The sequence below is a fragment of the Nocardioides sp. L-11A genome (assembly GCA_029961745.1).
GTDB lineage: Bacteria > Actinomycetota > Actinomycetes > Propionibacteriales > Nocardioidaceae > Nocardioides.
Map to the genome: position 1 here is coordinate 367588 of CP124680.1, position 14152 is coordinate 381739.

Sequence of the window (14152 nt, forward strand, 5' to 3'; positions counted from 1 at the left end):
GGCCCTACTAGAGCCGTTTCGAATCCTCTCGTCGAGGGATCGACGTTAGAGCTTCGCGACGAGATTGGTCATCGCATCTACCATATTCAGTCGGTAGTCCTCGTGGACAGTGACGCGGTGTCCAAGCACTGTTCGCTTGCCCGACTTGAGGGCGTAAAGGGGCGTGCCCTGAGCAAATGCGACGACTCCCGTGGTCTGGAAGTCTCGCACGTTGACGACGCCGCTTGGCACGTCGTCGAACGTGAAGATGCCCGGGTTGCTGCTGATCAGCTTCGTGACGTCGTCGTCGATTGAGCGCAGCACGGCCGCGTAAGCCGACGCTGAGCCCATGTACTGCGTAATCCGATTCTTTGCGATGAGATGGACCCTCGGAAGCTCACGCTTCTCCTCAAGTAGACGTGTCGCGAATGCATACGACTGGTAGATGTCCGACGGAAGTTTCAGGCCGTAGACGAGCGAGAAGGCGTTCTGGATTGCTCGGCGTGACGAGTCGTCCGCCATCACTGGCAGCACAAGCCGGTCGACCGCAGAAAGTGCGATCTGGGTGTAGATAGAGAAGCTTGGGTTGCAGTCGATGAAGATCGTGTCGTAGCCATCTTGGATTTCGGCGAGCAGGTCGCGCAGCCAGTCGACGACAGCGACCCATGCGTTCGTGCCCGGGATCTGGTTGTTAGCCAAGGTCGAGATTGCATTGGATTGCAGCTCGAGCAGCGGGTCGCCGCAAATTAGGTCGACATTTGCCGGAATTTCCTGGTTGAACGTCGAGGGCTTCGTGATGAAGTCCTGCGCGTTGATTGGCGGCGCCGAGTACGGCGCCGGCAACCGCAGCTGGAAGTAGCCGCCGATGGTCGCGCGGACGGTCTCGCCTTGGCGAGCGAGAAGACGCGTACTGCCCTCGTTCGCGAGGCCGCCAAGAAGCAGTTCTGAAAGGTTCGCCTGCGGGCACACATCAATTGCAAGGACGCGCTCGTTGGGATGGAGATTGGCATAGAAGCAGATCGATTGGAAGCACAGGCTGGTCTTTCCAGTCCCGCCCTTGTTGTTCCAGAAAGCGTAGATGGCCACTTGCGTTCCCGTCGTTTCATTGGGCGCCGGCGCGTCCGGGACGGACATCCTAGCGTCCACGTTGGACGTTCGCTAGTCTCAGAAGGACGCCACTGAGTACTCGCTGTCGACGTCACTGATCGGTTGCGAAGGGTGCGAGCACCGACCAGACGATGCCGGGTGACGGCTCGGTTGCGGACGGACCTGGCCAACTTCGCGTGCAATCTCGACATAGCGAGTTGAGGATGGTGCCTCGACGTGCGGGTCTGGCGCCCGCGTCCAATGGGCTGGCTTGCTGGGGCTTGCGGAGCAGCCGCGGGACTCGAGTTGAGTCCCCGATAGTGGTGTAGCGCGGTCACCGACTTCGTTCCCGTCGTGGACGTAGGCGCGGTCACCGCGTGATCCTTCGAGTTCACCTCTCACAGCTCTCTCGAACGGACCATCACGATGACCGCTCCACACATTGTCGACCCCGCTGGCCTGCTCGGCGAAGCCCTCGCTGAAGCCAGCCCCGATCTGATGCGATCGCTGCTCCAGTCGATCATCAACGCCCTGCTGTCTGCCGATGCTGACGCTGTCGTCGGTGCCGAGTGGGGACGCCCGTCCTCGTCGCGGACCAGCCAGCGCAACGGCTACCGACACCGCGATCTCGACACCCGCGTCGGCACGATCGACGTGGCGATCCCCAAGCTCCGCCGGGGCACCTACTTCCCCGAATGGCTCCTCGAGCGCCGCAAGCGATCCGAGTCGGCCCTGATCGCGGTGGTCGCTGACTGCTACCTGGCCGGCGTGTCCACCCGCCGGATGGACAAACTGGTCAAGACGCTGCCAATCGACGCGGCATCGACGGTCTGTCGAAGTCCCAGGTCTCCCGGATGGCCGCGGACCTGGACTCGATCGTCGAGGACTTCCGCCACCGCCCACTCGGCGACGCAGGGCCGTTCACCTTCGTCACCGCCGACGCGCTCACGATGAAGGTCCGCGAAGGCGGACGCGTCATCAACGCCGTCGTGCTGCTCGCCACCGGCGTGAACAACGACGGCCACCGCGAGGTCCTCGGCATGCGTGTGGCGACCGCGGAAACCGGTGCTGCGTGGAACGAGTTCTTCGCCGACCTCGTTGCCCGCGGCCTGACCGGAGTCCGGCTCGTCACCTCCGATGCGCACGCCGGCCTGCGCGAGGCAATCGCAGCGAACCTGCCCGGTACGTCCTGGCAGCGCTGCCGCCCCCACTACGCGTTCAACCTGATGGGCGTCACGCCGAAGGCGATGTGGCCGGCGGTGAAGGCGATGCTGCACTCGGTCTACGACCAGCCCGACGCCACTGCCGTCGAAGCACAGTTCGACCGGCTGCTCGACTACGTGCAGGAGAAGCTGCCCGCAGTGTTCGAGCATCTCGACCGGGCCCGTGCCGACCTGCTGTCGTTCACGGCGTTTCCCAAGGAGATCTGGACCCAGATCTGGTCGAACAACCCGACCGAGCGGCTCAACAAGGAGATCCGGCGCCGCACCGACGCCGTCGGTATCTTCCCCAACCGCGACGCCATCGTCCGGCTCGTCGGCGCCGTCCTGGCCGAGCAGACCGACGAGTGGGCCGAAGGCCGCCGCTACCTTGGACTCGACGTCCTGGCCCGCTCACGCATCAACATCGTGCCCAACACCGAGCCCGAGATCGGAGCTGATGACCTGCCCGCGCTGACCGCCTGACACCTCAACGAGGAGCACGCAGCGCTACACCACTACGAGGGACTTGACCGGGACTCGTCGGCGCTGTGTCCACTGCTCGTGGGCGGCCCGGCAGCGAACTGCGCTGAGTTTGGTGGGTGGGTGAGAACAATGCGCCTGTCTGTGGGTGGCGGCTGGGTCCACGAAACATGTCACCAGCATGTGGCCCGCGCCTGCCCGAGCCCACCCCTTGTGACCGGTCACAAAGGAAGGCTCGGAATCTTTGGCCCCCCGCCCGTGGTCCGCACCACGGGCGACTTGGCAGAGTGGCGCCGCGCTCGCCTCCCACTGCGGGCGCCGACTCTTCCATCTAGGAGGCCTGTGGTGAAAGCGCACTCCCGTCGATCGCGGCTGATGATGTCGGTGACGGCCCTGACCGTCGCCGGTGCCCTTGTTCTGTCTGCCTGCGGCTCCGACTCCGACAGCGGGTCGACCGGCAAGAAGCCGTTGGTGATCAGCCTGGACAGCTCGGTCGACGTCATCGACCCGCAGCAGTGGCGGACGCCGGCGTCGATGGTGACCTCGGGCTCCGTGGTGGAGCAGGTCATCGAGCAGACGTACAGCGAGAGCGGGGCGGCGCGGATCGGCGGCGGTGAGTTCACCAACGCGCTGTCGGAGAAGCACGAGTACTCCGCGGACGGGAAGACGCTGACGATCACGCTGCGTGAGGGGCTGAAGTTCGCCGACGGCAAGCCGCTGACGGCGGAGGACGTGGTCTGGTCCTACCAGCGCGGCCTCGAGATGTCGGCCGCCTACACCAAGGTGCTCTACCCGATGGTCGGCCTGACGCCGGAGAGCTTCACGGCGCCCGACGCGCGGACGGTGCAGGTCACCGCCGAGTTCGGTACGCCGCTGCTCGACAAGATGCTCGCGATGCAGCCGTTCGGCGTCTACTCCAAGGCGACCGGCGAGGAGCACGCGACGCCGGACGACCCGTGGGCGGCCGACTGGTTCCGTGAGAACAGCAACTCGTCGGGCCCCTACAAGGTCGCGGCGTACGACAAGACGACCAGCATCCAGCTCGCGCCGAACACTGAGTACTACGACCAGGACCGCATCGCCAACGGCGGCGTGACCATCCAGTTCGTCTCCGACCCGGCCCAGCGCGCGCTGCTGCTGCGCAACGGCGAGATCGACCTCGCCGGCGGCCTGCCGCTGGACCAGGTGGCGGAGCTGGCGAAGACCGACGGCCTGTCGGTGGTGTCCGAGGCGTCCAACCGCCTGGAGTACCTCGGTCTCAACACGACCAAGGCGCCCTTCGACGACAAGCGGGTCCGCCAGGCGATCGCCCTCGCGATGCCGTACCAGACCTTCGTCGACGAGGTCCTCTACGGGTACGGCGACGCGTCGTCCGGCATCGTGTCGAGCAACATGGAGACGCACTCCGACGCCGTGACCGACGCGTTCAGCACCGACGTCGCGGCCGCGAAGCAGCTGCTCAGCGACGCTGGGGTCAGCGATCTCAGCACGACCCTGTCCTTCAAGCAGTCCTCGACGGTCGAGGCGCGCGCCGCGGTCTACATCCAGTCCGCGCTGAAGGAGATCGGGATCGACGTGCAGATCAAGCCGCTGCCCGACGCCGAGTTCACCCAGCGCACCAACGCCCGCGACCTGGAGATGTACCTCAACAACTTCCTCGCGTGGGGAGCCGACCCGTTCTACCAGATGGCGTCCCTGGCCGGCAGCGGCGCGGGAACGAACTTCAACAACTACGCCAACCCGGCCCTGGACGAGTTGCTGCAGAAGGGCTTCCGCACCCAGGACCAGGCTGACCGCGACGCGGTCTCCGCCGAGGCGCAGGCGCTCCTCGTCGACGAGATGCCGCTGGTGCCGCTCTGGAACCCGAAGTGGACCTACGTCGTGCGTGACGGCGTGCACGGCCTCACCAAGGACAACACCGAGCAGCTCCGCCTGCAGTACCTGACCAAGGACTGACGGCACCCGTCCCCCGGGCGGGGTGGTCGGCGACCACCCCGCCCGGATCACGTCGATCAACCTCGATCGCGCCCGATCGACCAAAGGAGGTGGAGTCGTGCTCCGCTATGTCTTGCGACGACTGGCGATCTCCGTCGTCACAGTGGTGGGACTGGTGCTCGTCACCTTCATCGTGGTCCGCATCCTGCCGGGCGACGCCGCCGCGGCGCGGCTCGGCCCCGAGGCCAGCCAGGCCGACGTCGACGCCCTGCGCACGCAGCTCGGGCTCGACGACTCGCTGCCCCGGCAGCTCCTCGACTACACGACCGGCCTGCTCAAGGGCGATCTCGGGCCCGCGGTCTCGACCGGCCGCCCGGTCAGCGACGAGCTGTTCGACCGGCTCCCCGCGACCATCGAGCTCGCGTTCGCCGGCCTGGTCATCGCGCTCCTCATCGGCTTCCCCTGGGGTCTGCTGGCCGCGGCCCGGCCCGGCCGGGTCGGTGACGTCTCGGGCCGCCTCTTCGCCGTCCTCGGCTCGTCGATGGCCCCGATCTGGCTCGGCCTGCTGCTGATCTTCGGCTTCTACTCCACCTGGCACCTCTTCCCCGGACCGGTCGGCCGGCTGGCGATCGGCACGCCACCACCACCCGAGGTCACCGGCACCTACGTCTTCGACAGCCTGCTGGCCGGCGACTTCGGCCTGGCCTGGCAGTCGATCCAGTACCTCGCGCTCCCCGCACTCACCCTGGGCCTCGGCGCCTCCGCCGCGGTGTTCAAGATGGTCCGCTCCGCCGTGCTCCACACCGCCGAGTCCGGCTTCGTCCGCACCGCCCGCGCGTACGGCGTCCCCGGCCGCGAGGTGCTGCTGCGCGACCAGCTGCGCAACGCGATGCTCCAGGTGCTGACCGCCATCGGGCTGGTCTTCGGCTTCCTGCTCGGCGGCAACATCATCGTCGAGCGGCTCTTCAACTGGCCCGGCATGGGCCGCGTCGCCTACGACGCCCTCGGCAGCAACGATCTCGGCCTGCTGCAGGGCTACGCGCTGATCATCGGCACCCTCTACATCCTGCTCAACCTCGCGGTCGACCTCGTCTACGGCGTCATCGACCCCCGCGTCCGTCTGGGAGGGAGCAACTCATGAGCACCGCCAACACCAGCGCCAACAGCAGCGCCGACGCCGGCGCCACCGCCGGCTCCGGCACCCGCGGCCGGCCCACCCTGCTGCACCGCCCCTTCCTGCTCGTCGGCGTCACCATCGTCGGCATCCTGCTCGTGCTCGGCCTGGTCGGGCCGTTCCTCGTGGATGACCCGAGCGCCCGCGTCGCGGAGCCCTTCCTGGCCCCGTCCGGGTCCCACTGGTTCGGCACCGACAGCTTCGGACGCGACATCTTCGCCCGCTGCGTCAACGCGATCTGGCTGGACCTGGCGATCGGCGTCAGCGTGGCCGTGCTCGCCATGCTGATCGGCTCCGCGATCGGCGTCATCGCCGGCTACCTGGGCGGTCTGGTCGACGACGTGATCATGCGCTGCGTCGACATCCTGATGGCCTTCCCCGGCTTCGTGCTCGCGATGATCCTGCTGGTCTCGATCGGGGAGTCGCTGCCCAAGCTGGCGATCGCGCTCGCCATCGCCCAGGTCGCCCCGTTCGTGCGGCTGGTCCGGGCCAAGGTGCTGAGCGAGCGCGAGCTCGACTACGTGGCGGCCGCCCGGGTCTCCGGCGCACGCTGGCCGCGGGTCGCCTTCCGGCACCTGCTGCCCAACTCCATCCGGCCCGCCGCCGTGCAGCTCACCCTGGTCTGCGGCTACTCGATCCTCAACGTCTCCGGTCTCGCCTACCTCGGCGTCGGCATCCACCCGCCGACCGCGGAGTGGGGCGTGATGGTCTCCGAGGGCGCGGCGAACATGCTCACCGGCCAGTGGTGGACGGCCTTCTTCCCCGGTCTGCTCATCGCGATCACGGTGATGGCGCTGCACTTCATCGGCGACGACCTCGGCGGTGATCGCGCATGAGCCGCCTGGTCGTCGAGAACCTCGGCATCGCCACGGCCGCCGGGACGCGGATCCTGGACGACGTCTCCTTCGACATCGCGCCCGGCGAGATCGTCGGCCTGGTGGGCGAGTCCGGCTCCGGCAAGTCGATGACGTCGTACGCCGTCATGGGGATCCTGCCGCGCGGCGTGCACCAGACCTCGGGGCGGATCCTCGTCGACGGCCAGGACGTCACCGACGTCGAGCGCCGCTCGGTCGCCTGTCACTTCGCGATGATCTTCCAGAACCCGCGCGACTCCCTCAACCCGCTGATGCGGGTCGGCGAGCAGGTCGCGCGGATGGTCGCCCTGCACCAGGGCGTCAGCCGCCGCGACGCCCGCGTCCAGGCGGTCGAGCTCCTCGAGCAGGTCCGGATCGCCCAGCCCGCCGAGGCGGCGCGGAAGTACCCGCACCAGCTCTCCGGCGGCATGTGCCAGCGGATCATGATCGCGATGGCGCTCGCCTGCCGGCCGCGGCTGCTGCTGGCCGACGAGCCGACCACCGCCCTCGACGTCACCGTGCAGTCGCAGATCCTCGACCTGATGGTGGAGCTCACCGAGCAGATCCAGTGCGGCGTCCTGCTGGTGACGCACGACCTCGGCGTGGTCGCCGAGACCTGCGACCGGGTCAACGTGCTCAACCACGGCAACCTCGTCGAGCACGGCCCGGCCATGGACCTGCTGCACGACCCCCAGCACGAGTACACCCGCTATCTCCTGGATTCCGCCCGCGAGCTGGAGGTGGACGGTGCTTGAGATCACCGATCTCCGCAAGGAGTACCGCACCGGCTCGGGCGTCCTCGCCGCGCTGGACGGCGTCAGCGCGACCCTCGAGAAGGGCCGCACCCTGGCGGTGGTCGGCGAGTCGGGCTCCGGCAAGTCCACCCTCGGTGCGATCGTCACCGGCCTCGAGACCCCGACCTCCGGCACCGTCGCGATCGACGGTACGACGATCGACCGGCGCGCCTTCCGCGGCCCGCTGCGGCGCCGGGTGCAGACCGTCTTCCAGAGTCCGCTGCAGTCGCTGAACGCCAAGTTCAAGGTGGAGACCACGCTGGCCGAGCCGCTGCGTCTGCTGCTCGGGCTCAGCAAGAGCGAGGCCTCCGCCCGGGTCGACGAGCTGCTCGACGCGGTGCACCTGCCGCGCGAGCTGCGGTACCGCCGGCCCACCGAGCTCTCGGGCGGGCAGCAGCAGCGCGTCGCGATCGCCCGCGCCCTGGCGCCGGAGCCCGACCTCGTCGTCCTCGACGAGCCGACCAGCGGACTCGACCAGTCCATCCGCGGCCGGATCGTCACCCTGCTCCGCGAGCTGCAGGCCGAGCGCGGCCTCAGCTACGTGTTCATCACCCACGACATCGACGTGGCCCAGGCCATCGCGCACGACGTGATCGTCATGCAGCACGGCCGCATCGTCGAGCGAGGTGGCCGTGAGGTGCTGCACACCCCCCAGCACGACTACACCCGGCGGCTCCTCGCCGCCGTCCCCAGCCTCGATCCCGCGCGGCGCCGACGCGCCGCGCACGCGACCAGCCCCACCCCCCTTCCCCATGATGAGGAGACAGCACCGTGATGCGTTTCGGACTCGGCGTTCCCACCGGAACCGAAGGCCTGATGTACCCCGTTCCCTACGCGAGCCCCGAGCAGGCCGTGCAGCTGGCGGTGGAGGCCGAGCGCCTCGGCTTCGACGGCGTGTGGGGCAACGACCACGTCACCACGCAGCACTACGTGCGCGAGGAGTTCCCGGAGCCCCCGCGCTACTACGACCCCTACCTCTACCTCGCGTACGTCGCCGCGGAGACCACGACGCTGCACCTGTGCACCGCGATCACGGTGCTGTCGTTCCGCAACCCGGCGGTGCTGGCCAAGCAGGCGGCCACCCTCGACCAGCTCTCCGGCGGTCGCTTCAAGATGGGCGTCGGCATCGGTGCCTACCGCGAGGAGGCCGAAGCCATCTGGCCCGGCGCCAAGCTGCACCGCGGCCGGCAGGCCGACGAGTACCTCCAGGCCCTGGAGGTCATCTTCCGTGACCGCAGCGCCACCTTCGAGGGCGAGTTCGTCAACTTCCGCGACGTGGAGAGCTTCCCGCGCCCCCGCCAGGACGTCCTGCCGATCCTCTCGGGCGGCAACTCCGACGGCTCCCGCGAGCGTGCCGCCCGCTGGTGCCAGGGCTGGATCCCCGCGGTCCTGACGCCGGACGAGGTGGCCGCCGGCCTCGCCGAGATCCGCCGGATCGCCGAGAGCCACGGCCGCGAGCTGCCCGCCGACTTCGACGTCGCGCCGCAGTTGTCGGTGTCGCCCGGCAAGGACACCCAGGACGCGATCACCCGCTTCGAGGGCTCGCAGCTGTACGCCCACATGCGCTCGCTGTCGAAGAGCACGCTGAAGGACCAGGACACCTCCGACTTCGTGCGGCGCAACCTGATCGGCAACGCCCAGCAGATGATCGAGCAGGTCCACGCCTACGCCGAGGCCGGCGTGACCACGCTGTCCGCGCTGCTCTTCGCCTGCAACACCGTCGAGGAGACCCTCGACAGCATGGCCTGGTTCTCGGAGAACGTGATCCACCCGTACCGGCGCGAGGCCGGCTCCGGAGAGACGCGATGAGCGCTCGCGCCATCGACCCCGCCCTCGTCGCCGCCCGGCGCGACCGGCTGCGCCGGGAGCTCCCCGGTGCGGACGTCGACGCGGTGCTCGCGCTGAGCGCCGCCAACTTCGACTACGCCACCGGCTACCGGAGCGTGTCGGCGGTCGTGCACGGCATCTCGCCGCTCGCCGCGGTGGTGACCCCCGACGCTCTCCAGGTCGCCGGCCCGGTCTCCGACAGTGCCCCGGGCTTCGACGCGGGTCTGGTCGAGGAGGACTACGCGGCGTACGGCCGGTTCTTCTACGAGTCCGAGAACGGTACGGCGCGACCGACCCAGTTGGTCGAGCAGCACGCCGACTACGCGAACGCGATCGCGGCCGCGATCCGTGCCGCGGGTGTGGCGTCGGGTCGCCTCGGGCTCGACGAGCGGGCCTGCCCCGAGCCGCTGCGCCGCCAGCTGGAGGAGCTGCTCCCCGATGTCGAGCTGCTCGCCGCCAGCACCTGGTTCTCCCAGGTGCGCGGCGTGAAGCTGCCCGGCGAGGTCGAGCTGCTGGAGCGTTCCGCGCGCGTGGTGGAGGCGGCCATCCTGGCCGGGATCGACGCGGCCGGCGTCGGTGTCTCCGAGGCGGAGATCGCCCGCGTGGTCAATCGCGAGCTGGTCGCCGACGACTTCGAACCGCGCTTCGTCGTGGTCACCTCCGGCCCCCGCTCGGCCCTGAGCGACGCGTCCCCCACCCACCGCAAGCTCGAGCGGGGCGACCTGCTCCGGTTCGACGTGGGCGGCATGCGCGAGGGCTACTGGGCCGACCTCGGTCGGACGGCGGTCATCGGCGAGCCGAGCGAGCGACAGACCCGGTTCTACGACGCGATCCTCGCCGGCGAGGACGCCCTGTTCGCGATGGCGCGCCCCGGCGTCAGCGCCAAGGCGCTCTTCGAGCACGCCCTCGACGTGGTCGAGGCCACCGGCGGCCCCCAGCCCTACCGCCGCCAGCACGTCGGGCACGGCATCGGCCTGGAGGTCTACGAGCCGCCGATCGTGGCGCCGTCGCACGACGTCGCGCTGGAGCAGGGCATGACCTTCTGCTTCGAGACCCCGTACTACGAGCTCGGCTGGGGCGGGATGATGGTGGAGGACGCGCTGGTGGTCACCGACGACGGCGTGCGGTTGCTGAGCGACCGGCGCCGGGAGCTGCAGGTCGTACCGGCATGAGCAGCTATCTCGGGCACCTCGTCCATCCCCTCACCGGCGCCACGGTCAGCGAGGAGGACGCCTATCTCCCCGCGGAGGTGGACGGTGGCCACGTGTACGCCGTGCCGGCGCACGACCTGAGCCGGCTGCGCGGGTTGGAGACCACCGACGACCCCGGCATGTTCCGGTACCGGCCGCTGCTGCCGCTCGGCGACGGCCCGGTCGTCAGCCTCGGCGAGGGCGACACCCCGCTGGTCGAGGCGACCAACCTGGCCGGTGACCTCGGTCTGGACCACCTCTACGTCAAGGACGAGTCACGCAACCCCACCTGGTCCTACAAGGACCGGTTGGCCGCGGTGGCGGTGACCAAGGCGGTCCAGCAGGGCCGCGACACCGTCGTGGTGTCGAGCACCGGCAACCATGGCGCCGCGGTCGCGGCCTATGCTGCCCGGGCCGGCATCCGCTGCGTCGTGCTGACCCTGGCCTCTGTGCCGCTGGCGATGAAGACGATGATGCAGGCCTACGGCGCCGAGACCGTCGCCGTCGAGAACCCGACGGACCGATGGGTGATCATGAGGCAGGCCGTCGAGGAGCGCGGCTGGGTGCCGATGTCGGGCTTCGTCGGCCCGCCGTCCGGCTCCAACCCGTTCGGCTGCGAGGGCTACAAGACCATCGCCTACGAGCTGCACGCCCAGCTCGGCGACGTACCCGACGTCGTGGTGACGCCCGTGGCGTACGGCGACGCGCTGGCCGGCCTGGCCCGCGGCTTCCAGGACCTCGTGGACCTCGGGCTCAGCACCTCGGTGCCGCGCCTGGTCGCCACCGAGCCGTTCGGGCCCTACGGCGCGGCGCTGGAGAACGGCTACCGGGCCGGCGCGACAGTGCCGGTGGCGTCGTCGGTGTCGTTCTCGATCGCCACGCCGATGGCGACCTGGCAGGGCTGGGACGCACTGGTGCGCACCGGAGGAGCGGCGGCGACCGTCGACGACGCGGCCACGCTGGCCGCCCAGCGCCGGCTGGCCAGCAGTGACGGGTTGTTCCTCGAGGCGTCCTCGGCCACGACGGTGGCGGCGTTGCCGTCGCTCATCGAGCGCGAGATCGTCGGCGCGTCCGACCGGGTGGTCCTGCTCGGCACCTCGACCGGTCTGAAGGACATCCCGACGACGGCGGCGGCCCTCCCCGACGTCCCGGTCATCGAGCCGAGCCTCGCCGCGCTGGACGCGGCGCTGGGGGAGCTGGCGCGGGGATGAGGCTGGGAGTGGCGCCGTCGGGGCGTCGTACGGCGGCCGACGCGGTGCGGCTGGCTCAGCGCGCCGAGACGGCCGGACTGCACGAGGTCTGGGTCAGCGAGGACTACCTGGAGCGCGGCGCTTTCGCGGTGGCCGGGGCCATCGCGGCCGTCACCGAGACGGTCCGCGTCGGTCTCGGGGTGGTGAACCCCTGGACCCGCCATGTCGCGCTGATGGCGATGGAGGCGCACGCCCTCGACGAGGTGGCCGACGGACGCAGCGTGCTGGGCCTCGGCGCCTCCAACGCCCGCTGGATGCAGGAGCAGTTGGGCATCGAGTTCGAGCGGCCGATCGGCGTGCTCGCCGAGTACAGCGCCGCGCTGCGGACCCTGTTGCGCGGCGAGCGCCTCCAGCAGACGCTGCTCGGCAACGAGATCGACTGCGCGCTCGACGCCTCGCCGCCCCGCGACGTCCCGATCGTGTGGGGCGTCAAGGGCCCGCGGGCACTGGCGACCGGCGCGGAGGGGGCTGACGGCCTGATGCTCTCCGTGCTCTCCTCGGCCGGGTACGCGCGCTGGGTGCGGGAGACCTACCGGCCGCGCGAGATCACGGCGTACGCGTCGTTCGCGATCGCGCCGAGCACCGCCGAGGCGCGCGAGCAGCTGCGGGCGCACACCGCCCGCTATCTCGGCATGCACGGTGCCTCGGCGATCACGGCGCAGGCCGGGATCGACCAGGAGCTCGCCGCGGAGCTGCAGCGCCGGCTGCGGTCCGGCGAGCCGGCCGCCGAGCTGGTCGACGACGACTGCGTGGGCGCGGTGACGATCTCGGGAACCGTCGAGGACGCCGCCCGCGGCCTGCTGGCCATGCGCGACGCCGGGGTCGACTCGCTCGTGGTGATCGACGACGGCACCGCGGCGCCCGAGCTGCTGGTCGACTCGCTCGTCGCCGCGGCCGGCGAGGCGGGTCTGCTGGGCTGAGAGCCTGCATTCACCGATTTCCCGCTGCTGCGCGCCACCAGCCAGACGCGCCGGCGGCGTTAGCGACGCTCGATGGTGCAACCAGACCGCCGTCGCGCCGCTGCCTTGCCATCGCACCCGTCTGATGACGCTCGCGACGCGGCGAATCGGTGAATCGGTGAATACAGGCTGACCGGCCGGCGCTCAGGCCCGGGGTTCGGGGTTGGTCAGGGTGTCGCGGTGCGCGACGCCGGCCGCCTTGGCCGCCCGGTCGGCCTCCGTCGCCAGGACGAGGAGCGCCAGGTCGCGGGTGTTGCGCAGGCTCAGCCCGGTCAGCTCCTCGATCCGCCGCAGCCGGTAGACGACCGTGTTCTTGTGGACGTGCAGCGCCTCGGAGGTCGCGCGGACCGACAGGTCGTGGTCGAGATGGGTGGTCAGGGTCAGCAGCAGCTCGGTGCCCTGCAGGCGGGTGAGATAGCGCTGCACGAGCTGCCGGGCCGTCGCGCCGTCGCGGTGGATCAGCACCTCGAGCAGCGAGTCGCGGAAGAGGACCACCGGTGCCGGGGTCTCCCGGCCGCTGCGCGACTCGAGGGTGAGCACCGCCTGCCGGCACGACGTCCCGAGACCGGAGAGGCCGGAGAACGGCTCGCCCACTGAGGCCCGCAGGTCGGCCGCGGCGTCCTGCTTGAGAGCGGCCGTGACCCGCTGGGCGAGGAGGTCGAGCTCGGCCTCCCAGGGCATGGCGAGGATCGCCAGCCAGCCGTCCGAGCCGGTCTGCACGGTGCCCGACAGCACCGGGACGGCGAGCAGGTTGCGGAGCCGGCCGACCACGTGGTGCCGGTGCTGCTCCATGGCGGCCCGATCGGACGGCGTCGACGTACCGAGGGCGACGGTCACGAAGCTCGCGTGCTCGGGATCGTCGATGCCCATCGTGACCGCCAACCGCTCGACGTCGGCCCGGTCGACATTGCCACCCGCGGCGAGGCTGCGGAACAGGGCCGGCTCGCTCAGCCGCCGCCCCTCCTCGATCTGGTGCTGGATCTCCAGGTGCGAGGTGAGCATGGCGTGCTCGAGCTGGTCGAGGCTGGAGATGAGGGTGGCCCGGCCCTTCCTGATGTTGGCCTGCTGGACCTGCATGCGTGAGCACCAGTCGAAGTACTCGTCGTTGAGGGCCCGCTCCGCCGTCCGGAAGGACTGGATCACCGACGACGGCGAGACCCCCTGAAGGGCTCGCCGCTCCCCGGTCAGCGACGCGCGGGCCAGCTCGGCCGGCGTGGGCCCGCGGCCCTCGAGCAGGCAGACGATGACGGTGTGGACGTTCTCCCGGATCCGCTCCCGGAGCTCGCCCTGCTTGAAGACCAGCTCCGCGTAGGCGGGCACCGAGGCCCAGACCTCGTCGACGATGCGCGTCATCAGGTCGTCGAACTCCTTGAGCATCGCGCGAGCGAGGCGCTGGAGGTCGGGTGGCACGCGCTCGGTCGT

11 protein-coding genes and 1 pseudogene are annotated in these 14152 nt (G+C 69.9%); 10 read left to right on the forward strand and 2 right to left on the reverse strand.

Going from position 1 to position 14152, the window contains the following annotated elements; genetic code table 11:
* Positions 1 to 45: 45 nt before the first annotated feature.
* The gene (locus tag QJ852_01695) at positions 46 to 1113 is read right to left on the reverse strand and encodes a ParA family protein (GenBank protein ID WGX97158.1); all 1068 of its coding nucleotides are present in this window, start codon (positions 1111 to 1113) and stop codon (positions 46 to 48) included.
* A gap of 378 nt (positions 1114 to 1491) precedes the next feature.
* On the opposite strand from QJ852_01695, the pseudogene QJ852_01700 reads away from it, so the two are divergent.
* The 10 genes and pseudogenes from QJ852_01700 to QJ852_01745 all read left to right on the forward strand — a co-directional run bounded on the left by QJ852_01700 (position 1492) and on the right by QJ852_01745 (position 12691).
* Positions 1492 to 2750 (forward strand): annotated as a pseudogene (locus QJ852_01700) (IS256 family transposase).
* A gap of 342 nt (positions 2751 to 3092) precedes the next feature.
* On the forward strand, positions 3093 to 4703 hold the full coding sequence (locus tag QJ852_01705; GenBank protein ID WGX97159.1) for an ABC transporter substrate-binding protein: 1611 nt from the start codon (positions 3093 to 3095) through the stop codon (positions 4701 to 4703).
* A 97-nt stretch (positions 4704 to 4800) separates the two neighbouring features.
* The gene (locus QJ852_01710) at positions 4801 to 5823 is read left to right on the forward strand and encodes an ABC transporter permease (protein WGX97160.1); all 1023 of its coding nucleotides are present in this window, start codon (positions 4801 to 4803) and stop codon (positions 5821 to 5823) included.
* Positions 5820 to 6692: an ABC transporter permease gene (locus tag QJ852_01715; protein WGX97161.1), complete on the forward strand. Its 873-nt coding sequence runs from the start codon at positions 5820 to 5822 to the stop codon at positions 6690 to 6692. Before QJ852_01710 ends, QJ852_01715 begins: the two co-directional genes overlap by 4 nt.
* A complete protein-coding gene (locus tag QJ852_01720; protein ID WGX97162.1) occupies positions 6689 to 7465 on the forward strand; it encodes an ABC transporter ATP-binding protein in 777 nt (258 codons plus the stop codon). Before QJ852_01715 ends, QJ852_01720 begins: the two co-directional genes overlap by 4 nt.
* On the forward strand, positions 7458 to 8279 hold the full coding sequence (locus QJ852_01725) for an ABC transporter ATP-binding protein (protein WGX97163.1): 822 nt from the start codon (positions 7458 to 7460) through the stop codon (positions 8277 to 8279). The genes QJ852_01720 and QJ852_01725 overlap by 8 nt, the downstream gene beginning before the upstream one ends.
* Entirely contained in the window at positions 8279 to 9313 is a 1035-nt protein-coding gene (locus QJ852_01730; protein WGX99517.1) for an LLM class flavin-dependent oxidoreductase, read from the forward strand. The genes QJ852_01725 and QJ852_01730 overlap by 1 nt, the downstream gene beginning before the upstream one ends.
* Positions 9310 to 10503 (forward strand): Xaa-Pro peptidase family protein, encoded by a 1194-nt coding sequence (locus tag QJ852_01735; GenBank protein ID WGX97164.1) that lies wholly within the window; start codon positions 9310 to 9312, stop codon positions 10501 to 10503. Before QJ852_01730 ends, QJ852_01735 begins: the two co-directional genes overlap by 4 nt.
* Positions 10500 to 11732 carry a pyridoxal-phosphate dependent enzyme gene (locus QJ852_01740; GenBank protein WGX97165.1) on the forward strand — a complete coding sequence of 411 codons (1233 nt, stop codon included), beginning with the start codon at positions 10500 to 10502 and terminating at the stop codon, positions 11730 to 11732. Before QJ852_01735 ends, QJ852_01740 begins: the two co-directional genes overlap by 4 nt.
* Complete coding sequence (locus tag QJ852_01745; protein ID WGX97166.1) at positions 11729 to 12691, forward strand: LLM class flavin-dependent oxidoreductase; 963 nt, start codon at positions 11729 to 11731, stop codon at positions 12689 to 12691. The genes QJ852_01740 and QJ852_01745 overlap by 4 nt, the downstream gene beginning before the upstream one ends.
* 183 nt (positions 12692 to 12874) lie before the next feature.
* On the opposite strand, the gene QJ852_01750 is transcribed toward QJ852_01745, so the two are convergent.
* Positions 12875 to 14140, reverse strand: a complete 1266-nt coding sequence (locus QJ852_01750; GenBank protein WGX97167.1) for a helix-turn-helix domain-containing protein — start codon at positions 14138 to 14140, stop codon at positions 12875 to 12877.
* Between the last annotated feature and the right edge of the window lie 12 nt (positions 14141 to 14152).

Bases quoted from the DNA above. Each gene is read 5' to 3' on its own strand.
- QJ852_01730 (WGX99517.1), top strand. From the start codon at position 8,279: ATGCGTTTCGGACTCGGCGTTCCCACCGGAACCGAAGGCCTGATGTAC.
- QJ852_01715 (WGX97161.1), top strand. From the start codon at position 5,820: ATGAGCACCGCCAACACCAGCGCCAACAGCAGCGCCGACGCCGGCGCC.
- QJ852_01735 (WGX97164.1), top strand. From the start codon at position 9,310: ATGAGCGCTCGCGCCATCGACCCCGCCCTCGTCGCCGCCCGGCGCGAC.
- QJ852_01745 (WGX97166.1), top strand. From the start codon at position 11,729: ATGAGGCTGGGAGTGGCGCCGTCGGGGCGTCGTACGGCGGCCGACGCG.
- QJ852_01740 (WGX97165.1), top strand. From the start codon at position 10,500: ATGAGCAGCTATCTCGGGCACCTCGTCCATCCCCTCACCGGCGCCACG.
- QJ852_01695 (WGX97158.1), bottom strand. From the start codon at position 1,113: ATGTCCGTCCCGGACGCGCCGGCGCCCAATGAAACGACGGGAACGCAA.
- QJ852_01720 (WGX97162.1), top strand. From the start codon at position 6,689: ATGAGCCGCCTGGTCGTCGAGAACCTCGGCATCGCCACGGCCGCCGGG.